The organism is Microbacterium ulmi (assembly GCF_011759705.1).
Classification (GTDB): Bacteria; Actinomycetota; Actinomycetes; order Actinomycetales; family Microbacteriaceae; genus Microbacterium; species Microbacterium ulmi.
The window spans coordinates 2,054,457-2,076,574 of sequence record NZ_JAAOZF010000001.1 but is presented as its reverse complement, the minus strand read 5'-3'; the positions used below and the strand labels follow the sequence as shown (position 1 = coordinate 2,076,574).

Below are 22,118 nucleotides of genomic sequence, written 5' to 3'. Positions count from 1 at the left end.
ATTGCTCCTCAGCTCGCGAAGGCGAGCAGTACCAGCGCGACGACCGCCGCGACGAGGACGATGGATGCCGCGGCCACGACGACGATGGCGCGTCGGCGGCTGCGGCGGCGGACGATGAGGTCGGATGCGGCGCCGTCGACCGGCACCTGCAGGGCATGCGGCGGGGCTGACGAACGGGGCACGATCGCGGGGCCGGTGCGGCGCGCGGCGTAGACGGGCTCGGCGGGGGTCGGGGCGTGCGCGACCCTGCCGAGCGGCGCCGGCACGTCGCCGGCCACCGTCGGGGGCAGCGGCCGGACGCCGGCTCCCGCGATCGTCACCTCGAGGTCCGTCTCGGCATCCCGTGCCGCCGCCTCGGCGCGCCGACGCGACTCGCGGCGCACGACCATCGTCGAGCCCGTCTCGGCGTCGGGCTCTGCGGGGGCGTGCCAGACGTCGGGGGCGTCCGCGTCGGCGGCGGGGTCGGCGGCGGCGGGGTCGGCGGGGGCCGGGTCGTCGTCGGTGGGGTCGGCGGGATCGTCGGCGGCCGCGCGCGAAGCGTGGGGGTCGGCATCGCGCCCCTGCCTGCCGACGACGAGCGTCGCCTCGTCGTCGTCGGCGACGCCTCCGCCGGCCCCGGGGGACGCGTCGGGACCCGACGTCACGCCTCGCTCCGCTCCAGCCGGAGCTCGGCGTCGCCCAGCAGGAACCTCTCGCCGACGCGGGAGCCGACCCCGGGAGCGGCTTCGACCTCGGCACCCGCGGCATCCGTCAGCAGGACGCCGTTCGTCGAGTCGAGGTCGACGATCGTCCAGGCGTCGTCGCGCAGCTCGAGCCGCGCGTGCGTCTTGGACACCGTGCGGGTGTCGTCGTCGATCGCGACGAGCTGCGCGTCGGGGAACGCCGGGTCGGCGCCGGGACGACGGCCCAGGATCACGACGTCCGACGTGATCGGGATCGACCGGCCGGAGGGCGGCACGAGCGTCCACGGCGTGCGCTTGCGCCGCGTCACGACCGTCTCGTCGAAGATGTCCTCGTCGTCGGGCACGTGCGGGCGGGGATGCAGCGCCGACACCGACGCGAGGGCCGAGCGGGGCGCGCCCGCGTCGGGTGCGCCGACGATCGCGGAGACGGCGCCGGACGTCTCGGGGAAGGCGTCCCCCTCGGGCGTGGGCGAAAGGGCCGGCGCCCACGGCTCGCGCTCGGGCGGTGCCACAGGAGCCGGGACCCGCGTGACGGGCGGCACCGCGGAGACGGGCCCGACGGGCGCGGCGGAGGAGGACGGCACAGCGGCGATGGGGCCGGGGGCACCGGGCTCGGCGGCCGTCACCTCGCTCGTGACCTCGGTGGGCAGCGTCCACGCCTGCGGCTCTGCGACGCCGTCCTGCTCCGCCTCGAGCTCGTCGTCGTCGTAGATCGGCGCGGAGCGGCGCCCGCGGACGGGCCCGGGCGCATCGTCGGGGAATGGGACGGGCTGGGTCGGGGCGGGCTCGGAGCCGGCCGCGGGCGACGGCGGGATCGGCGGGATCGCCGGCGCGGCCGACACGGGCCCGGATGCCGCGACGGGACCCGGATCGACGGGGCCCGCCTGCGCGGGCACGGGAGCGGGCGGCTGCGCTGACACGGGGCGCGCCGACGCAGGCGCGGACCTCGGCGCGGCGGGGGCCTGCCTGAGGGGACCGGCGGCGCCCGCGACAGGCGTCGGAGGGGCCGGCGGGGCGGACGCCGGAGCGCCTGTGGGCGCCGCGGTCACGGGCGGGACCGCGGGCGGCCGCTGCGGGCCGGGCTGCGGCGCCCACCCCGCCGGGGGAGCCGCCAGAGCGGGGGGACCGTACGGCGCGCCCGTCGGCCTCGGTCCCGCAGGTGCCGGGCGCGCGCCGCCGTACGCAGGCGGAGGCGTCACGGAGCGATAGGGCGCCGAGCCGGGTGCGCCGGGGGCTGCGCCGCGCGGCGCCTGTCCCGCGGCATCCCATGCAGCGCCCGTCGGCGCGGGCGCACTCGAGCGGACCGGACCGGCGGCGGTCGTCTCACGCCCGACCCAGCGCGACGCGCCGAACCCGAGGACCGATGCCCACACGGGGAACAGCAGCACCGCGAGCACCGTCATCCCGCCGCCATGCCCGAACGACAGGTTGATGCGGTGGTAGGCGATGATCTCGACGACGAGAAGCGCCGGTGGGATGAACGCGAGCAGGATGAGCCAGCCCGAGAAGCCGCCGAGCTGCAGCAGCACGATGGTGTTGAGGACGGGCACCCACGCCTTCCATCCCTCGACGCCCGACTTCCGGAAGACGCGGGACAGGGCGAGGCCGACCCATACGTACAGCACGATTGCGACGGCCAGGCTCGTCAGGCCGAGTGCGACCTGCGCGGACGGATCGATGGCTGGGCTGTTCATGGCGTGGTCTGCGCGAGCACGGCAGCTCGACGCTTCCCCCTCTCGACGGTGCGCTGAGCCGATCGGCGGCCTGCGGCCGGAGTCAGCTGACGGAAGAACGATCTCAACGATACGGTCGCGGCGATCTTCTTCCAGACCCCGCGTCCGTTCGTGAACGCACGACGCTCGGTCTCGACGACGTGCCAGAAGCCTTGCACATCGTCCTCCGTCACGGCATCGCCCGCGAAGACGGCACGATCCGCGCTCGCGGCGAGCGCCTCGCCGGCGTCGCTCTCGAACGACGCAGCGAGCTCGGTCCGCGTCAGCGTCGCGGGGGCGTCCCGGCCCGCGTCGATCGCGGCATCCACGTATTCGTCCCAGCCTCCCGCGATGCGCGCCGCGGTGTCGCCCTGCGTGCGGCGCGACCGACGGCGGGAGGACTTCGCGATCGCGACCACGAGGAGAGGCCCCGTGAGCGCGACCAGCACGAGCAGACCGATCCCGCCCACCCGTAGGACAGGACCCAGCCACGCGAGATCGAGGCCGTCGGCCCTGTCGTCGTTGTCGCCCGTGAGGGAGTCCTCCTGCAGCGGATCCGGGGGGACGACCTCAGTCACGGCATCCGGCCGCACCTCGGTGACGTTCTGGGGGTCGCGCTGCTGAGTGACCTCGAGGCTCGGCGACTGCTCGTGCTGCGGCGTCGCGTCGACCGCGACCCAGCCGCCGTCGGCGGACTGCACCTCGGCCCACACCGCGACGTCCTGTGCGCGGCACACGCCGTCGTCGCACGTGGGAAGCCCGGCCTCCGCCGAGGCGAGCCGGGCGCCGACCACGACGCGCGCCGGGAAGCCCAGCTCACGCGCGATGAGGGCGACCGCGACGGCGAACTGCTCGTCGTCGCCGACGGCGGCGACGTAGTTGCCCGACGCCTCGGCGCGAGGATCGGCCTCGCGCGTGAGGAGCCTGTCGAACATCGCGTCGATGCGGGCGAGCGAGTGACCGGCCGCGCTCGGCTGGAACGCGTAGCCGTCGAGCGGCTGCATCCACACGGGGTCGCCGTTCTGGCGCAGGGCGTGGCTGAGATAGCCGCGCTCGCGCAGGAGCCGCACGAGACCGTCGAGCGCGGCGCCGCCGCGTCCGGAGACGTGCTCCTCGACCCATGTCTCCAGGTGCTCGACCGACGGCAGGTCGTCGGCGACGCCCCCCGGGGCCTCGACGGAGGCGAGGTCGGCCGCGGCCGGCTCGACGATGCGCAGCCGGTACGAGTCGCCGCGCTCGAGGCCGCCGCCCGCCGTCTCGACACCCGCCTGCGCTCCCGTGCTGTAGTAGAACCGGTCGGCCAGCGAGGCAGCGCGCGCGCCCTGGAAGTCCACGGCGGCGACGCGGCCGGCCGTCGGCATCCAGATCCCGCGGAGCCCGTCGATCGTCACGGTCAGCTCGTGAGCCGTGCCCTCGCCCGCGTCGAGCACGGAGGGCACGCGGACGAAGCGCGCGTCGGAGGCCGACGCTCCCCCGCCCGCGCGGAACACCTCGCCGTCGTAGCTGTCGAGCGTCGCGATGCGCACACGGTCGGGAAGGGCGCCGTCGCTCCTCACCGTGAACAGCACGCTCTCGGCCCGGTCGTCGTCGAACTCCGAGCGGTACCCCGTGAGCGGGCTGACCTCGGCGGACACGTCGACGTCGGGTCCCGCCGCCGAGCGGAGGACGTCGCGCTCGGCGCCGCGAGCGGCGAACGGCACGACCGCGACCGTGCCGGCGACGGCCACGGCGACCATCCCCGCGCCGAGGGCGAGACGACGCCGGTCCGCGCCCGTGGGGCGTCGCGACATCCGCACGCCGCTGGAGGCCGCCGCACGCTGCAGCGCCGCGACCCGCTCCGCCGCGCTGCGCCACGCGAGCCACAGGAGTGCGGCGAGCAGCACGGCGCAGCCGATCGCCGTCTCGGCGGGAGCGTGCAGGACGACGGGGCCGAGGCGCAGCGGCTCGCTCACCGTCGTGCGGCCGAAGAACAGGCCGAACGAGACCATCCCGAAGCCGAGAGGCACCGAGACGTAGGCGATGCGATCCTCGCGCCACGCGAGCAGCAGCGCCACGCACGTCCCGACGAGGAAGACCACGAGCGCCGGCACCAGGAGGTTCCGGTAGGAGCCCACCGGCAGCTCCACCGTCACGAGGTCCTTCCAGGCGACCACGATGCCCGTGCCGACCTCGCCGAGACCCCGCAGGAGCTCGAGCGGTCCGCCCAGCCGCGACGGCACGGCGAGCGGGATGCCGAGCACCGCGATCGTCCCGCCGAGCACCGCGGCGACGAGCCACCCGCCCCACCGCCGCACGTGCGCGACGCCCGCGATCGCGGCGCCCGCGACGGCGGAGACGACCACGAGGAGGACGTACGAGTCCGACCGGTAGATCGGCCAGGCCGCGACTGCGGCGATCACGACGATGACGGCGACGAAGGCGGAGCCGACGACGACGCGCGGTGTGAACCGGCGGCCGTCCGTCCTGCGCGAGGCTTCGCGGGCGTTCACGACGCGGTCCCCCGCAGCAGCAGACCCGAGAGGTCGTCGAGCACGCCGACCGTGAGGACGGACAGCCCCGGGAGAGGCTGCATGCGCGGATGGGCGCGCTCGTCGCACAGCACGGCGATCACGGCCGTGTCGGACGCGAACGAGAGCGCCGCCTTGCGCAGCCGTGTGAACGACACTCTCGACCCGACGACGACGACCGCGATCGACAGCCGCTCGTTCGCCTCGGCGGCGAGCCGGCAGACGTCCTCGACGGGCATCGTGTTCTCGATGCGGTCGATGCCGCTGAACCCGTCGAGCAGCGGCCGCGGCGCCGCCGCCGAGATGTGCCTGATCGCCCTCAGCCGTCCGCGCACGACGCGCGGGATCTCGGTGCCGACGACGATGTCGAGGTCGCGGGCATCCCGCACGGCGCGCAGTGCGAGGGACGCGGCGCAGCTGACGGCCAGCTCGAACTCGTCGGCATCCGCATACTCCGCCTCGGCGATCCCGAGGACGACGGACATGCGCGACCGGCGGGACTCCTCGTACTGACGAACCATGAGCTGACCGGTCTTCGCGGTCGACTTCCAGTGGATCTGACGGCGCGCATCCCCCGGCGCGTACTCGCGGATCGCGTGGAACGACATGTCGGCGTCGACGAGCCGGCGCGTCGGGGCGCCCTCCAGATCGCGGATGAGGCCCGCGCTCGTCGACGGGAGCTCGACGGTGCGCGGGTGCACGTAGAGCTCGTGCACGTCCTCGAACGCGTGCTCGCGGCGCAGGAGGCCGATGGGGTCGGTGCGCACGGTCGTCGCGGGGCCGACCGTCACGATCCCGCGACGCAGGTTCGGGATGTCCAGCGGCTGCGACACGGTGTGCCCCGGGCGCAGCAGCGGCACGCCGAACTCGACGAGGCCGCCGCCGACGGGGATGTCGAGGCGTCCGGGCAGCGCGAGCCGAGCACCGTCGTTGCGCACGACGATCTCGCCCTCGACGCCGTCGCCCGCGACGATCCGCTCATGCGCGAGGGTCAGGCCGACCTCGTACGACCGCGCCCCGAACAGGAACGGGACGCTCATGACCAGCAGCACGAGCGCGATCGAGCCGGCGACCATCCATTCGACCCAGCCGAACGCGATGCCCAGGCCCAGCCCGGCCGTCGCCGCGAGGGCGACGACGGCTCCCGCGGGCCGGATCGTGCGCGCGCACCACTCGACCGCCGCGGCCGCTGCCGCCCCGATCGCGCGCGACGCCCGCGTGCCCCACACGACGGTGCGCACGAGCGCGCGGCCGCGTGCGGCCGACGTGACGTGCGTGTGCCCGCCCGTGCCGCTCGCGGCCGTGGTGCGGGTGAGGCGGGACTCGGTCAGGCTCATACGGCCTCGCGGCGGCTGGGCGGAGCGATGTCGAGCAGGACCTGGCCGATGACGGCCTCCTGCGTGACGCCGTCGAACTCCGCCTCGGGATGGAGGATGAGCCGGTGCGACAGCACGGCGACTGCGAGCGCCTTGACGTCGTCGGGGGTCGCATACGTGCGTCCCTGCGACGCCGCGCGCGTGCGGCTCGCGCGCGTCAGCGAGAGGGCGCCGCGGATGCTGACGCCCAGCCGCACCTCGTCGGCCGAGCGCGTGGCGTCGACGAGACGGGCGATGTAGTCCAGCACGAGGGCGTCGACGTAGACCTGGGCCGCGAGATCGGCCATGCCGACGAGGGCCTGCGGCGTGATGATGGGGCCGAGGTCCGCCGTCGCCGTCGCGGCGCCGTCTAGGATGCGCACCGTCGCGGCGTGGTCGGGGTAGCCGAGCGAGGTCCGCATCATGAAGCGGTCGAGCTGGGCCTCGGGGAGCCGGTAGGTGCCCGCCTGCTCGACGGGGTTCTGCGTCGCGAGCACGAGGAAGGGGACGCCGACCTGCCGGGAGACGCCGTCGATCGTGACCCGCCCCTCCTCCATGACCTCCAGCAGCGCCGACTGCGTCTTCGGGCTCGCCCGGTTGATCTCGTCCGCGAGGACGATGTTCGCGAAGATCGGCCCGGAGTGGAACTCGAACGACCCCGTCTTCTGGTCGTACACCGTGATGCCGGTGATGTCGCCGGGAAGCAGATCCGGCGTGAACTGGATGCGCGTGTTCGTCCCCTGCACCGACTGCCCCATCGCGCGGGCGAGCGAGGTCTTGCCCGTGCCCGGCACATCCTCCAGCAGCACGTGCCCGTCGCTGAGCATCGCGGTAAGCACGAGCTCGACGACATGGCGCTTGCCGAGCACCGCCCGCTCGACGTTGTCGGCGATCTGGCCGAACGTCTGCGCGAACCAGGTCGCCTGCTCCTGCGTGATGGTCATTGCGTCCTCTGCGGTGTGGGTGGTCTGCGGGGTGGTCAGGGGGAGGTCGGAGACGGATCCGGCTCGGGGGGCGGCTCCTCGGTCGGCGGCGGCGGCGGAAGGTTCGGGTTGCAGGTCCCGCCCATCGAGCCGTTCGCCGCGTTGAGGCCCCAGCCCTGCGCCCACGACACCGTCACTCCCACACGGTCGACCGACACGGCGCCGACGGGGACGATCCACGAGCCCGCCTCATACGTGAGCCGACGACCGCGGTCGTCGAAGAACCGGATGCCCGAGTCGCTGTACGCGAAGGTCGCCGAGCCGCTGCTCGTCTGCGAGGCGCTGCCCGTGAGGGTCAGCGTCGAGCCGCCGACACAGGATGCCACGCCCCACGTGGCCTGCAGCTGGTACGGGGCGCTGCCCGGCGCTGCCGTCACGTTGCCCCATGCCGTCGCGCGGTCTCGCCAGTTGTGCGCGTACCGGACCTGGAGCCCCGGAAGGCGGTCGAAGACCGTGATGCCGAGGGGATCCATGTTGAACTCGACGTGGTTGTTGTTCGGGATCTGCTCGCCCGAGGTCGGGTTCGTGCGGATGCGCCACTCGGCGCGGTTCCCGGACGTCACTGGGTCGGCGGCGATCCGGTACGTCCAGCCGGTCGGCGCCGCGGCGGACTGCTCGGCGAACACGGAGGCGGTCGTGGTGGTGCGGCCGTACGAGACGCCGTCGAAGTACGACTCGACGCACAGCAGGAACCCGTAGTCCTCGCCGTCGCGCAGGCCCGAGAAGCTCGCGGTCGAGCCCGTCTCGGAGACATCGCACCTCCCCCCCGTGTCGCGGACGATGCCGAAGCGCAGCGTCGAGCCGCTCCCGTTGAGCGCCGCTGCGCCCTCCGCGGAGATCGTCACGGTGCCGTCGCCGTTCGAGGACGACGCGAGCGTCAGATGCGGGTCGAGCGGCGCCCCGACGCCGTTCCCCGAGACGGTCGTGGCCGAGCCGGACGGGGTGCCGCCCAGACCCGGAGGAAGGTCGAAGCGCGAGAACGGGGTCACGGTGATGAGCGTCGCCGAGTTGCTCCCGACGCGGTAGGACGGCACCGAGAGCTCGGTCTGGCCGAAGCCCACCGACAGGCGCGAGCGCTCCCCCGTGGGGCTCGTGATCTCGATGCTGCCCGTCTGGGCCGCGTCGATGCCGGTGATCTGCAGCGACACGTAGCCGCCCTCGCCGCCCGTCACGACGGGGTGCACCGCGACGCCCGTCGGCGGGGCGGGGGAATCGTAGGCCCACGCGACCGTCTTGACCGACGTCCGGGACTCGCCGACGGAGTTGACCGCCCACGCCTCGTAGGTGCGCTGCTCCCCGTTCGGCGCGGCGATCGGGGTGCACGCTCCGTCGGCGTCGCACTGCGCGACGACCGCGCCGGCCGAGCGGATGACGAACCCGGTCAGGGCGGGATACGCGAGCCGCGCCTCGCCGCCGTCGACGCGCAGCGACAGCGAGCCGCTCGAGTACGCCGTCTGCACGACCGCGGCGGGCGCCTTCGGGTAGCCCTGGAGATCGAGGAGGATCCGGCCGTCGCGCTCCGCCGCCGTGCGCCGGCTCTGCGCGTCCTGCAGCGTGAAGGTCGCGGTGCACGTCGCGCCCGGCGCGTCTGACGTCCACGAGGCGACCACGGACGACGCCGACGCGACCTCGAAGGTCACCCCGATGCAGGCGCCCGTCGGCCGCACGTCGACGACCTGCAGGGGCGTGCGCGGCAGCGGATTGACCTCGCCGCCGGCGCCCACGACGGGAATGACGCACGACGTGCCCGCGGCCTGGGAGCACTGCTGCGTGACCGACCCGCCCTGCGGCAGGGTCGATGGCGCGGCTCCGACACGCAGGATGAGCCGGACGGGAGCGACGGCGACGTGGCTCGTCACCGAGACCATCGCGACCTCCTCCGAGCCCGGAACGGCGCGGTCGGCGCCCGTCACGGTAACGGTGCTGCCGTCGAGCGACACCGAGAACGCGGAGCCCGCGAAGTCGACGGCGTACCGGATGCCGCCCCAGTCCTCGCGCTGCAGCTGCCACGTCGTCAGGTCCGCGAGGTCGTACGTGACGGTCTCGCCGGGTCCGACCACGAGCGACGCGGGCTTGAGCACGGGCTGCGGATCGAGCGCGCGCACGATGATGGGCACGGACAGGTACGTCCAGTCGTCCTGCCCCGCGAGCCGGACGGGCACGAGGCATGCGTCGACCCACGGCGCGCCCGCCCCCGCCGTGTACCGCACGGTCGTCCCGGACTCGACGACGCACGCCGCCTCCGGCCGCGCCCCGGAGACACGGAGGTCGGTGCCCACCTCCAGGGTCGAGCCCCGGGGCGACGCGACGAGATCCTTCATGTCGAAGGCCGTCGACGCCAGCTCGTCCACCTCGGGGGCCACGGCGCTCGCGCGCAGGGCGAGCGAGAGATCGTCGTCGCCCGGGACGCGCAGGAACGCATACGTCGTCACCTCGCCCGAGGGGCCCTCGCCCGTGATCGCGAACGGGATGATGCGGGTCGTCGCGGGAAGATCGCCGCGGAGACGGGCGCCGGATGCCGACACCCCGCGCTGCTCGCCCCACAGGCTCACCGCGAGATCGGCGACGTCGCCTCCCGACCACGACGCCTTGTCCCGGAGCACGTCGACACCGCGCTCGAAGTCCTCGCGGTTCTCGGCCGTCAGCACCGTGTCGTCGACGATCGGGTAGTCGGGGACGCGTTCGCGCACGACCTTGACGACGATCAGGCCGCGGCCGGTGTTCTCCGAGCTCGACTTGACGTCGTAGAGGAACGACATCGTCGTGGGCTCCGTCCCTGCCGAGATCACGACCTGCGTCTTGCCGACGCTCCGGATCATCTCGGCGAGGCGCTCGTACTCGGGGCTCTCGCTGCCGTCGACGAGCGTGGGGGGCAGGTCGGGGCGCACACCCGTGAGCTCGAGCGATCCCTGCGTCGGATCGATGTCGTTCGCGAGCGGGTTCACGCGGATCGTGCTGTCGGCACCGACCTGCACCTGGACGTAGTCGGTGAACGTGATGGGGCTCGGGTTGGACTGCTCGTCGAGCACGCCGATGCGGACCGTGCCCTCGCCGGTCTCGCCCGAGGCGTCGACGACGCGATAGCGGAAGGAGGCCTGGCCGCGGTATCCCGGCACGCTCGAGTACACGATCGACTCGCCGTCCGCGGAGATCGTCGCGGATCCGCTCTCGGGCTGGCTCACGATGCGGTCGAGCGTCACGACGTCGCCGTCGGGGTCCATGCCGAATCCGTCGAACTCGATCGACGTCGACTGACCGCTCAGCACACGGCCCTCGAGGGTCTCGGGCAGCGGCGGACGGTTGACGTCGTCGGAGAGCACCTTGAGACGGATCGTCGCGGTGTCGTTGAGCGACGGGGCGCCGGTCGTGAAGATCGAGTACTCGATCGCGTAGTCGCCGGGCTTGGTCGGCGCGAGGTAGCGCACGACGTCGCCGGACGCGAAGGCGAGAGCCGCAGGCGACGACGACGTCACGGTCGACGGGTCGAGCGTCGGGCGCCCGCCGGACGGTGCGATGTCGTTGTCGAGGACGGGGATGTCGATCTGCGATCCCGCCCGCACGACGACGGCGTCATCGACCGCGATGGGCGCGAGCTCCGGCGCGAGGGGCAGGAGGTAGACGGTCGCCTGGCCCTCGACGCTGGATCCGGAGTCGTCGGTGCCGTCGCTGATCGTGTACGAGACGGTCCCGAGCCGGCCGGCGACCCCTGTGGCCGTCGTGCCCGACACGCGCAGGTGGCTCTGGCCGACGGCGTCGACGGACAGGGTGGCTCCGGCATCCGCCGTCGCGACGACGTCGCTGAGCAGAAGCACGCGACGCGTCGGGTTGGAGACGACCTCGAAGACGTCGAGCGTGGCGTCCTGCTGCGGATGCACGAACGCGACGACGGGCGCCGTCGCGAGCTGGGCGGGCGCGTCTGCGGGGAGGATCGTGATGCGCGCGGTGCCGGTCGCATCGGAGATGCCGTCCGTGACGGTGAATCCGACGCGGAACGTGCCGGGGTTCTGGGGCGCGAAGTCGAAGGAGGTCGTGCCGCCGACGACGGTCGCGGTCGCGGCAGCGTCGTCGAGGACGCGGACGGACTCGAGCGACATCGTCGCCGTCGTGCCGGTCACGTGCGGGGCGACGTCGACCGAGAGTCCCGCACCGATCGTGTCGACGAGCGCGAACGACTGGACGGCCAGCCGCGGCTGCGGAGACACGCGCACGAGCAGCTGCTTCGTCGTCGCGTTGCCCGCCGTGTCGGCGACCGTGACGTCGAGCGTCACGATCTGCTCGCCGCCGTCGCCGTCGTCGGCGTGCTGATACACGACGTCGCCGCCCGACGTGGCCGCGACGCTGCCCGTGCCCGACGTGTTCTCGACGGAGAGGAGGAAGAGCGGATCGCCTTCGGGGTCGACCCACCCCGGGAGCACGGGGACGGTCACGGTGCCGCCGCGCGCGACCTCGGGCTCCGGCCACGGCACGAGGCATCCCTCGACGCCGCACCAGGTCGGCGCGGTGTCGACCTGCGGCTCGGCGACGGTGAGCGTCACGCTCGTGGGCGGCGACGCGAGGCCGCCTTCGGTCGTGCCGTCGGTCACGGCGTACGTGAAGGTCGCGCTGCCTCGCGCGCCGGGCGCGACCCGCACCGCGAGGCGCTGTGCGTCGTCCGTGATCGACACGGTCCCGAAGCCGGGATCGAGGCCCGAGACCGACGCAGGGTCGATCGAGAGGACGTCCTCGTTGGGATCGTGGTCGTTCATCAGGACGGGCAGCGTCGCGAGGCTTCCCGCCCGCACGCCGAACGCGTCGGGCTCCGCGACGGGGGGCCTCGGGTCGATGACGACGGGCGCCTCGTCCTCGCTGCGCTCGGCGTTCGCGTTCGTGCTGTCGTCGAGGGTCCAGTCCTGGCTGGACGGGACGAGGCGCCCGTCCGGCACGGTCCACACCCAGCCGGTGCGCGTCTCGTTGAGGATGACGGCGCTCTGGCTCGCGACGAAGACGGGCCGGCGCTGATCGGAGAGCTCCGCCCCGCCGTAGTCGAGCGTCACCTGGGTCTCGGTGCGCGAGTCCCACAGCAGCCCGCCTCCCGCCCCGGGCAGCAGCCACGCCGCGTACACGACGCCGTCGTGGACGATCGGCCGCGCCGGCGTGCCGAGAGCCGTGTTCCCGACACCGAGGACGCGCGCGGGCGCCGACCCGTCGACGGGGATCCGCACGAGGCTCGTGTCGCTCGCGGTGTACACGGCCGTCCCCGTCGGATCCGGATCGCCCACGACGACCGCGCCGGGCGACTCGGCCGGCACCGCGGCATCCGCCCCCTCCGTCCACACGTCCCCGTCGTCGGCGTCGACGACGACCCAGTCGTCGCCCGCGGCCGAGATGCGGGGTGTCGCGAGGTCGTCGGCGTCCAGGACGTCGCGATCGCGCACCTCCGCGCGGCGGATGTCGTACGTCAGCACCGACTTGTCGGCGCGCGAGTACGCGAACAGCATGCCCCGGGCGTCGACCGCGATCGCATCCGCCGTGTACTGCGGGGCGTCCTCGTCGTCGGACGGGAACGGGTCGAGCTGCGTCGCAGACCCGTTGGACAGGTGCCCCGCGAAGACCGCGCCCGAGTCGGTGAGATAGGCCGCATAGTCCCCCGACGTCGCCACGTCGGTCGTCCCCGCCGGAGTCGACGGCGATTGCCTGATGGCGTCCTCGTCGAGGTCGACGGGAAGGGCCGCATTGATCGGCGTGACCTTGCTGAAGCTGTCGGAGTAGAGGTAGGCGCCGTCGCCGGTCTGCACGACCTGGCTCGGATTGCTGATGCTGCGGACGGTGTCGAGCTCTCCGATCGTCGTGTTGACGCGCGCGTAGCGACGGCCGTCCCCCGTCTGCAGGGCCCACACCGAGGTGTCGACGTCGGGGGTCTCCTGCGCGTCGAGCCCCGGCCACACGATCGAGGCGCCGGCGATGAGTGCCGCGACGGCCGCACCGCCGACGAGTCCCGCGATCGTGCGGCGGCGCATCAGATCAGCACTCCCGTGACGACGAGGGCCGCCACGACGGCTGCGACGAGGACGACGGCGCCGCCCACGATCCACAGCCAGCGCCGGCGTGCGGGCTTCGCCCGGGCAACTGAGATGTCGGTGTCCTCGTCGCGGGCGAGGGCCGCGACGCCCGCGCCCGCTCGCGTCTTGCGCCGTTCCTCGCGCTCGATGCGGCTGCGCGGAGCCCCGCGCAGCTCCGCGTCCGCGAAGTCGATCGACTCGGATGCTCCGGCCCAGTCGTCGGCGGGCACCTCGAGCGGCGTCGGCGCGATGCCGAGTTCGGCCTGCACGCCGCGCAGCGCCTCGGCGAAGTCACGCGAGGAGGCGTACCGCTGACGCGGGTCACGGCGCATCGAGGTGGCGAGCACCTCCTGCAGCGAGTCGGGCACGTCGGCACGCGGGATCGTCGCGTACGTCGCGCGGGCGATGCGCCGGCGCAGCTGCTCCTTCGTGTTCTGCCCGCGCTCGCGGCGCTCGAAGGGGCTGTGGCCGGCGAGCAGCGAGTACACGGTCGCGCCGAGGCTCCACACCTCGCTCGCGACGGTGCCCGCCGTCTGCTCCGCGACCACTTCGGGCGCCGACCACGGGATCGACATCGCGAGCATCTCGTCGGCCGTCTCCTTCAGGAGCGACGACGAGATGCCGAAGTCAGCGAGCACCGGCGCGCCGAACGTCGTGACGAGGATGTTGCTCGGCTTGACGTCGCGGTGCACGAGCCCCGCTCTGTGCGCCGACTCGAGGGCGCTCGCCATGCGCACGCCGACCGTCAGGACCTCCTCGACGGGGATGCGCTCGAGCCGATACCGCTGCGCGAGCGAGCCGGGGCAGAACTCCATGACGATGTACGGGCGGCCGTCGGCGGAGATGCCCGCCTGGTAGACCGTCACGATCGAAGGGTGCGCGGACAGGTGCGCGAGGACGTCGGCCTCCGCGTTGAACATGCGCCGCAGATCCGGATCGCGCACGTCGGCCGGCAGCACCTTGACGGCGACGTTGCGCCGCGGCATGTCCTGCTCGTAGAGGAAGACGTCGGCGAAGCCGCCCGACCCGAGCGGACGGATGTAGGCGAGCCCCGGAAGGATGGGGGGTGCCGACGGCAAGCGTGTGGGCACCGGTTCCTCCCCAGAAGGATCGTCGACCGCCGGACGGCGTCGGCGGGGCACACGAAATCGCCGTGTGCAAGCTCGGCAATGCTAACAAACACCCCTGGAAGACACTGGGGGAAGCCTGAGCGTGAGCGGTCAGAGCGGAGGGCTGTCGTTGGGATCGAACGGCACGTCGAGCGATCTCGTGAGCTCCTCGAGCATCGCCTCGATCTGCGGCTCGACGTACTGCGCGATCGCCTGCTGGATGCGAAGCCGATGGTGCAGCAGGATCGCGCACACTTCGCGGCCCACCATGTTGGCGTAGTCGTCGGCCAGACCCACCTCCTGGCGGAGCGCCGCCTTCGCGTCGTCGCTGAGGGGCGGCAGCGCCGGGACGCCGGCATCCGCCTCCTCCGCGAGGCCCGAGATCGTGAACAGGAACGGCGCCCCGGGGACGGGCTCGGGATCCAGGGGCAGCCCCTCGAACTCGGGGTCGAGCCCCTCGGACGGACGGTACGAGCGGGCGCGGTTGCGCGCCGCCTGCTGGTCGAGCTCGGTCTGCAGCATGGGGAGGTTGACCGCCGTGTACTCGGCGACGAGATGGTCCACGATCGTCTTGATCCGCGTCGAGAGGCCGTGCTGCACGCCGTGCGGCACATCGGCGCCCAGGCCCGCAGCCGACAGGACGGGCGAGCCGAAGCATCGACGGCACGGAGCGATGCGCCCGCGGTGCGTCGCCGGCTCCCAGCGCGGCAGCCACCTCAGCCAGGCGTCCACCGCCTGGCTGACCTGCGTCTCGAGCGACCGCTCCACGGGATCAACGGTAGCCCGCCGTCGCGGGAAGCGCCCCTGTTCGCCACGCGGCGCGGTCGGCTCGTCGCCGGACGACCCGCTCGGAGTCACTCGTCGTCGTCGCTCTCCCACGGCCAGCGCGGGCGGCCCGCTCGTGTGCGCACGAGGGCGATGCCGCCCCAGCCGGCGACGAAGCCGGCGCCCGCGACGACCGCGCCGAACCACCCCGCGGCCACGCCGCCCGCCGCAGCGGCTGACGCCGCCAGGTCGGACCCCGAGAACACGGCGCCGAGCCACACGCCGAGGACGTACCCCAGGAACGCGGCGACGGCGCACCACAGCGCGCCCAGGAACGAGGGCCGCAGCCCCGCTCCCGCGCGCCGCAGCCCCGCCCACAGCACGGCGGCGAACGAAGCCGTCGCGAGCACGGTGCCGACGACGCCGGGGACCTGCCCGAGACCCGGGACGCCGATGACGTCGGCATCGAGGAGGAGGCTCAGCATCCCGAGCCCGAAGATCAGGAGCGCGATGAACGCGACCGTCGCGAAGCCCAGGGCGACGAGGGGACGGACCCCCTGCGGCGCGGGCGCGGACATCCGGCTAGGAGCGGACGAGCTGCGGGCCGGCCTCGAGCGTGCGCTCGTACTCGCGCTGCGCCTCGAGGTTGAGCTCGGTCACGCGCTTGCCCCGAGCCGCGACCCACGCGCCGAACCAGATCGTGAGCTCGCGGCCGATGACGAACGCCGCGATGGCGAGCGGGGCGAGCAGCTGCGCATCGACGAGGTCGGCGCCCTGGCGGGCGGTGAGCATCCAGAACGGCGCCTGGAACAGCTGACCGAGGATGTGACCGCCGTACGCGGCGATGCCGACGAGGAGGCCGAAGACGACCCAGTGCCCCCAGCGTCCGCGGTTGATGATGGCGCCCAGCAGCCAGAACGCGATGAAGAAGACGACGACGGGAATCCACAGCTCCCACGTGCCGACCGCCTCGAGCGCCTTGGACCCCGCGTTCTCGCCCGTCACGTCGCCCGTGATGGCGCCGAAGCCCAGGCGCGCCGCGAGGTACAGAGCGCCGAAGGCGAGGGCGGCGAGCAGGCCGATCGCGCCGGCCGCGCCGCGGTTGCCCTTGGGGCGGGGCGCCTCGGGGGCCTGCACGAAGATCGGCTGCGCGACGGGCGGAGCGACCGCCGCAGGGGGGACGACGACGGGCTCGCTGGGCGTGACGACGACCGTCTCGGCTGCGGGGTCGTACACGGGCGCCTCGTACGCGGTCGTCGCGGTCTCGGAGGCGCGGGGCAGGTCGTCGAGGGAGTCGGGCTCGATCGGGCCGTACAGGTCTTCGGAGAGCTCGGCGGACGAGTCCGACACGGCGGCCTGGCCGGCGGCCTCGGCTTCGGCGAGGGAGTCCTCGACGTTGCCGACGACGTCATCCGCGGCCGTGGGCTCCTCGACGGGTTCGCCGATCGGCGAGTTCGAGTCACTCATCGCTTGCACTCCTCACGCGGGGGCCGATCCCCGACATCGTGAGGCTAACCCGCCCGAGCGCAGGAACCGGTGAGGCGTGCCGTCCGTTTCGCATCCCGGTGTCTGTCGCACACTGCTCGAGGACGTCTCCGCGAAGGGGGTGCGGATGCCGCGGCCCGCCCGCCCCACAGCCCGGGGCGCCGCGACGGGGGCACGCGAGGGCGCAGGTATCGTGGCGTCATGACCCGGCATCCCCTCCCCGTCCTCGCAGGAATCGCGGCATCCGTCCTGCTCGCCGTCGCACTCGCGGGATGCGCGCCGGACTCCCCCGCGCCGGGCGGCTCGGAGAGCTCGACCTCGACAGGGACGCCGGGCCCGGACTCGACGGCGACCGGCACGCCGACGCCCGATCCGACCTCGACGGCCGCCGCGAGCGTCGCCGTGCCGACCGACTGCCGGGCCATCCTTTCGGAGTCCGTGCTGTCGCAGCTCGAGGGCATCCCCCTCAACGACCCCGCGTGGGGCCTGTCGGGCGTGCAGTCCGACGGGAGCCTGAAGTGCATCTGGGCGCAGCCCGGCGCCGACTCCACGGGGCTCACGACGGTCATCTCGAAGGTCGGCCGCGGCCCCGCGCTCGACATGCTCAACGCGCTCATGACCGATCAGGCGTTCACGTGCTACCAGCCCGACACGGGCACACGCTGCGAGAAGCAGTGGCCCAATCCGACGTATCCCGTCACCGATGGCCGCACCCTGTACTGGCGGGACGGCATCCTCATCGACACGACGTACTCGAACCTGTCGCCGAGCGGGTACACGGCGAGCATCGTCGACCACGTGTTCGCCTGAGGCGCGCCCCACGCGCCGTCAGCCCGCTCCCCAGAGCCCCTCGGCGAGGCGCGCGCCGTAGTCCTCCGGCACGCGGCCGGTCTCGACGGACGACAGCCAGAGGTCGCCCGAGACGGCGTGCTCCTCGACGGCGCCGCCCTGCGCGCGACGGCAGCGCAGCACGGCGCCGGCCGTCTCGCACGAGAAGCCCTCGCCCTGCAGCGCGGCCTCCACGACGGCAGCGGAGTCGCTCGCGACCCTCGCCAGCGTCGAGGAGATCCCGCCCCCGCCGTCGAACCGCCAGCGGCACGTGACGCGCACCTGCGGGGCGAGCGCGTCCGTCAGCGACGCGACGCTCGTCGAGGGCGCCGAGAAGTCCTGCGACAGCAGCGCCTCGGGCCGCCAGGCGAGCTCGACCCACAGGTCGTCGGGATAGAGCCGGCGGCAGTCGATCGCATCGTCCGACTCCGCGATCTCGAGCAGCGGCGCCCGGCTCGGCTCGACGGGCGCTGCGACCGGCGGCGACGTCGCCGTGCGCAGCGACTCGCCGACCCACGCGACGACGACCGGCACCATCGGAAGGGCGAGCCACGCGAGCGTCGCGACGACTGCGGCGCACACGATGCCCGCGGGCCACGCGAGCCACGGATTGCGCCCAGGGATCCGTGCCATGACCGTCTCCTCCCCCCTCCACGGTACGACCGAGCGCGGACTCGACACCCGCGGCGCGCAGGGCTTGGGGATGCAGAAGGGCCCCGGCGAACCGGGGCCCTTCCGTCACCGCTCAGGATGCCGAGGCATCCGTGCGCGCTGAGATCGTGCTCAGTTGTACGACGTGAAGTCGTCCGTCGAGAAGCTGTCGAAGTCGACGTAGCTCAGGTCGGCGTCGCTGTACGCGCCGTCCGAGGCGAAGATGCGGTTGGGGTACCGCTCGCTCTTGGCCTCCTCCGTCGCCTCGACCGTGACGTTGCGGTACTTCGCAAGGCCCGTGCCGGCGGGGATGAGCTTTCCGATGATGACGTTCTCCTTGAGGCCCAGGAGCGGGTCGCTCTTGCCCTCCATGGCGGCCTGCGTCAGGACGCGGGTCGTCTCCTGGAACGACGCCGCCGACAGCCACGACTCCGTCGCGAGCGACGCCTTCGTGATGCCCATCAGCTCCGGGCGGCCCGACGCGGGGCGCTTGCCCTCTGCCACGGCCTCGCGGTTGATGTTCTGGTAGCGCTTGAAGTCCACCAGCTCGCCCGGGAGCAGCGTCGTCTCGCCGTGGTCGACCACGGTGACCTTCCGCAGCATCTGGCGCACGATGACCTCGATGTGCTTGTCGTGGATCGGCACACCCTGCGAGCGGTAGACGCCCTGCACGCCGTTCACGAGGTACTTCTGCACCTCGCGGGCGCCCTGGACGCGCATGACCTCCTTGGGGTCGAGCGTGCCCACCAGGATCGGCTGGCCGACCGTGACGTGCTGGCCGTCCTCGACCAGCAGGGTCGCGCGCTTGAGCACGGGGTAGACGTGCGGCTCGTCGCCGTTGTCGGGCGTCAGGATGACCTTCTTGGCGCGGTCGGTCTCATCGATCGTGATGCGGCCGTCGGCCTCCGCGATCGGCGACGCACCCTTGGGGGTGCGGGCCTCGAAGAGCTCCTGCACGCGGGGAAGACCCTGCGTGATGTCGTCGGCCGAGGCCGAACCACCCGTGTGGAACGTGCGCATCGTCAGCTGCGTGCCGGGCTCGCCGATCGACTGGGCGGCGATGATGCCGACCGCCTCGCCGATGTCGACGAGCTTGCCGGTCGCGAGCGAACGGCCGTAGCACTGCGCGCAGACGCCGACGGCCGAGTCGCACGTGAGGACGGAGCGGACCTTGATGGTCTCGACGCCGGCCTCGACGAGCCTGTTGATCAGGATGTCGCCCACGTCGTCGCCGGCATCCGCCAGCACCTCGCCCGAGGGCGAGACGACCTGCTCCGCGAGCGTGCGCGCGAACACCGAGTTCTCGACGTTCGGGTCCTTCACGAGGACGCCGTCGATGCCGGCGGCCGCGATCGGGAGCTCGAGGCCCTTCGTCGTCCCGCAGTCGTCCTCACGGATGATGACATCCTGCGAGACGTCCACGAGGCGACGCGTGAGGTAGCCCGAGTCGGCCGTACGGAGGGCCGTGTCGGCCAGACCCTTGCGGGCACCGTGCGTCGCGATGAAGTACTCCGCCACCGACAGACCCTCGCGGTACGAGGAGATGATCGGACGGGGGATGATCTCACCCTTCGGGTTGTTCACGAGACCGCGCATGCCCGCGATGTTGCGGATCTGCAGCCAGTTTCCACGAGCACCCGACGACACCATGCGGTTGATCGTGTTGTCCTCGGGGAAGTTGTCGCGCATCGCCTTCTGCACGGCATCCGTCGCCTCGGTCCAGATCTTGATGAGCTCCTGGCGACGCTCGGCGTCGGTCGTGAGACCCTTCTCGAACTGCGCCTGGACCTTCGCGGCCTGCTTCTCGTAGCCCGCGACGATCTCGCCCTTGTTGGGCGGCGTCAGGATGTCGCTCAGCGCCACGGTGACACCCGAGCGGGTGGCCCAGTAGAAGCCGGCGTCCTTGATGCGGTCGAGGGATGCCGCGACCTCCACCTTCGGGTACTCCTCGGCGAGCTTGTTCACGATCTGCGACAGCTTGCCCTTGTCGGCCTGCTCGCGCACGAACGGGTAGCCCTTGGGCAGCGTGTCGTTGAAGATCGCCTGGCCGAGCGAGGCGTCCACGAGGCCGTGGCGCTCATACCCGTCGGGGCCTTCGCCCTCGAGGAACGTCAGACCCGGGATGCGGATGCGGACCTTGGCCTGCAGGTCGAGGGTGCCCTCGTCCTTGGCGAGGATCGCCTCGCCGACCGAGCCGAACACGCGGCCCTCGCCCTTGGCGCCCTGCTTGACGGTCGTCAGGTGGTGCAGACCGATGATCATGTCCTGCGAGGGCAGGGTCACCGGGCGGCCGTCCGAGGGCTTGAGGATGTTGTTCGAGGCGAGCATCAGGATGCGGGCCTCGGCCTGGGCCTCGACCGACAGCGGCAGGTGCACGGCCATCTGGTCGCCGTCGAAGTCCGCGTTGAACGCGGCGCAGACGAGCGGGTGCAGCTGGATGGCCTTGCCCTCGACGAGCTGCGGCTCGAAGGCCTGGATGCCGAGGCGGTGGAGCGTGGGCGCGCGGTTGAGCAGCACGGGGCGCTCGCGGATGATCTCCTCGAGCACGTCCCACACCTCGGGACGCGTGCGCTCGACGGCGCGCTTGGCCGCCTTGATGTTCTGCGAGTGACCGAGGTCGATCAGGCGCTTGATCACGAACGGCTTGAACAGCTCGAGCGCCATCTGCTTGGGGAGGCCGCACTGGTGGAGCTTGAGCTGCGGTCCGACGATGATGACAGATCGGCCCGAGTAGTCCACGCGCTTGCCGAGCAGGTTCTGGCGGAACCGGCCCTGCTTGCCCTTGAGCATGTCGGACAGCGACTTGAGCGCACGGTTGCCCGTGCCCGTGACGGGGCGGCCGCGGCGGCCGTTGTCGAACAGCGCGTCGACGGCCTCCTGCAGCATCCGCTTCTCGTTGTTGACGATGATCTCGGGCGCGCCGAGATCGATGAGACGGCGGAGGCGGTTGTTGCGGTTGATGACGCGACGGTAGAGGTCGTTCAGGTCGGAGGTCGCGAAGCGGCCGCCGTCGAGCTGGACCATCGGGCGCAGCTCCGGCGGGATCACCGGGACGACGTCGAGCACCATGGCGGCCGGGCTCATGCCCGTCTGCAGGAACGAGTTGACGACCTTGAGGCGCTTGATCGCACGGATCTTGCGCTGGCCCTTGCCCTCCGAGATCTGCAGGTGCAGGCTCTCGGCCTCGGCGGCCAGGTCGAACGCCTCGAGGCGACGCTTGATCGACTCGGCGCCCATGTGGGCCTCGAAGTACTGGCCGAAGCGGTCCTGGAGCTCGTGGAAGATCTCGTCCTCGCCCTTGAGCGCGCCGACCTCGAGCGTGCGGAAGTCCTCCCACACCTTCTCGAGACGCGTGATCTGGTCGTCCGCGTTCTTGCGGATCGAGGCCATGTCCTTCTCGGCGGCGTCCTTGACCTTCTTCTTCTGGTCGGCCTTGGCGCCCTCCTCCTCGAGCGCCGCGAGCTCCTCCTCCAGCTTGGCCAGACGCGTCGCGATCTTCGCGTCGCGGCGGTCGCCGAGGTTCTTGATCTCGAGGCGGATGTTGTTCTCGTGCGTCGGCAGGTCGCGGTGGCGAGCCTCCTCGTCGACCGAGATCACCATGTACGCAGCGAAGTAGATGACCTTCTCGAGGTCCTTCGGCGCCATGTCGAGCAGGTATCCGAGGCGCGACGGGACGCCCTTGAAGTACCAGATGTGCGTGACGGGCGCGGCGAGCTCGATGTGGCCCATGCGCTCGCGGCGGACGGAGGACTTGGTGACCTCCACGCCGCATCGCTCGCAGACGATGCCCTTGAAGCGGACGCGCTTGTACTTGCCGCAGGCGCACTCCCAGTCGCGGGAGGGTCCGAAGATCTGCTCGCCGAAGAGGCCGTCCTTCTCGGGCTTGAGCGTGCGGTAGTTGATCGTCTCGGGCTTCTTGACCTCGCCGTAGGACCAACGACGGATGTCGTCAGCGGTGGCCAGGCCGATGCGAAGCTGATCGAAAGTGGTTGATTCGAGCAC

13 protein-coding genes are annotated in these 22,118 nt (G+C 72.5%); 1 reads left to right on the top strand and 12 read right to left on the bottom strand.

The window, feature by feature from the left end; translation table 11 throughout:
* Positions 1–8: 8 nt before the first annotated feature.
* The 10 genes from FHS08_RS09720 to FHS08_RS09675 form a co-directional block, all read right to left on the bottom strand.
* On the bottom strand, positions 9–644 hold the full coding sequence (locus FHS08_RS09720; RefSeq protein ID WP_167038447.1) for a hypothetical protein: 636 nt from the start codon (positions 642–644) through the stop codon (positions 9–11).
* Entirely contained in the window at positions 641–2,377 is a 1,737-nt protein-coding gene (locus FHS08_RS09715; RefSeq protein WP_167038445.1) for a DUF5684 domain-containing protein, read from the bottom strand. The genes FHS08_RS09720 and FHS08_RS09715 overlap by 4 nt, the downstream gene beginning before the upstream one ends.
* Positions 2,374–4,884 (bottom strand): transglutaminaseTgpA domain-containing protein, encoded by a 2,511-nt coding sequence (locus tag FHS08_RS17285; protein WP_167038442.1) that lies wholly within the window; start codon positions 4,882–4,884, stop codon positions 2,374–2,376. The genes FHS08_RS09715 and FHS08_RS17285 overlap by 4 nt, the downstream gene beginning before the upstream one ends.
* Entirely contained in the window at positions 4,881–6,239 is a 1,359-nt protein-coding gene (locus FHS08_RS09705; RefSeq protein ID WP_167038440.1) for a DUF58 domain-containing protein, read from the bottom strand. The genes FHS08_RS17285 and FHS08_RS09705 overlap by 4 nt, the downstream gene beginning before the upstream one ends.
* Complete coding sequence (locus FHS08_RS09700; RefSeq protein WP_167038438.1) at positions 6,236–7,201, bottom strand: AAA family ATPase; 966 nt, start codon at positions 7,199–7,201, stop codon at positions 6,236–6,238. The genes FHS08_RS09705 and FHS08_RS09700 overlap by 4 nt, the downstream gene beginning before the upstream one ends.
* 35 nt (positions 7,202–7,236) lie before the next feature.
* Positions 7,237–13,236 carry an Ig-like domain-containing protein gene (locus tag FHS08_RS09695; RefSeq protein ID WP_167038436.1) on the bottom strand — a complete coding sequence of 2,000 codons (6,000 nt, stop codon included), beginning with the start codon at positions 13,234–13,236 and terminating at the stop codon, positions 7,237–7,239.
* Positions 13,236–14,369, bottom strand: coding sequence for a protein kinase domain-containing protein (locus FHS08_RS09690; protein ID WP_167038434.1), 1,134 nt, complete (start codon positions 14,367–14,369; stop codon positions 13,236–13,238). The genes FHS08_RS09695 and FHS08_RS09690 overlap by 1 nt, the downstream gene beginning before the upstream one ends.
* A gap of 129 nt (positions 14,370–14,498) precedes the next feature.
* Entirely contained in the window at positions 14,499–15,155 is a 657-nt protein-coding gene (locus FHS08_RS09685) for a spermidine/putrescine ABC transporter substrate-binding protein (protein WP_167038432.1), read from the bottom strand.
* Positions 15,156–15,241: 86 nt separating this feature from the next.
* The gene (locus FHS08_RS09680) at positions 15,242–15,730 is read right to left on the bottom strand and encodes a hypothetical protein (protein ID WP_167038430.1); all 489 of its coding nucleotides are present in this window, start codon (positions 15,728–15,730) and stop codon (positions 15,242–15,244) included.
* Between the two features lie 4 nt (positions 15,731–15,734).
* Positions 15,735–16,619, bottom strand: coding sequence for an ABC transporter (locus FHS08_RS09675; protein ID WP_167038428.1), 885 nt, complete (start codon positions 16,617–16,619; stop codon positions 15,735–15,737).
* A 219-nt stretch (positions 16,620–16,838) separates the two neighbouring features.
* On the opposite strand from FHS08_RS09675, the gene FHS08_RS09670 reads away from it, so the two are divergent.
* The gene (locus tag FHS08_RS09670) at positions 16,839–17,447 is read left to right on the top strand and encodes a hypothetical protein (protein WP_167038426.1); all 609 of its coding nucleotides are present in this window, start codon (positions 16,839–16,841) and stop codon (positions 17,445–17,447) included.
* A gap of 18 nt (positions 17,448–17,465) precedes the next feature.
* On the opposite strand, the gene FHS08_RS09665 is transcribed toward FHS08_RS09670, so the two are convergent.
* Together FHS08_RS09665 and rpoC are read right to left on the bottom strand one after the other, a co-directional pair.
* Complete coding sequence (locus FHS08_RS09665; protein WP_167038424.1) at positions 17,466–18,098, bottom strand: hypothetical protein; 633 nt, start codon at positions 18,096–18,098, stop codon at positions 17,466–17,468.
* 150 nt (positions 18,099–18,248) lie between these two features.
* The gene (gene rpoC, locus FHS08_RS09660; protein WP_167038422.1) at positions 18,249–22,118 is read right to left on the bottom strand and encodes a DNA-directed RNA polymerase subunit beta'; all 3,870 of its coding nucleotides are present in this window, start codon (positions 22,116–22,118) and stop codon (positions 18,249–18,251) included.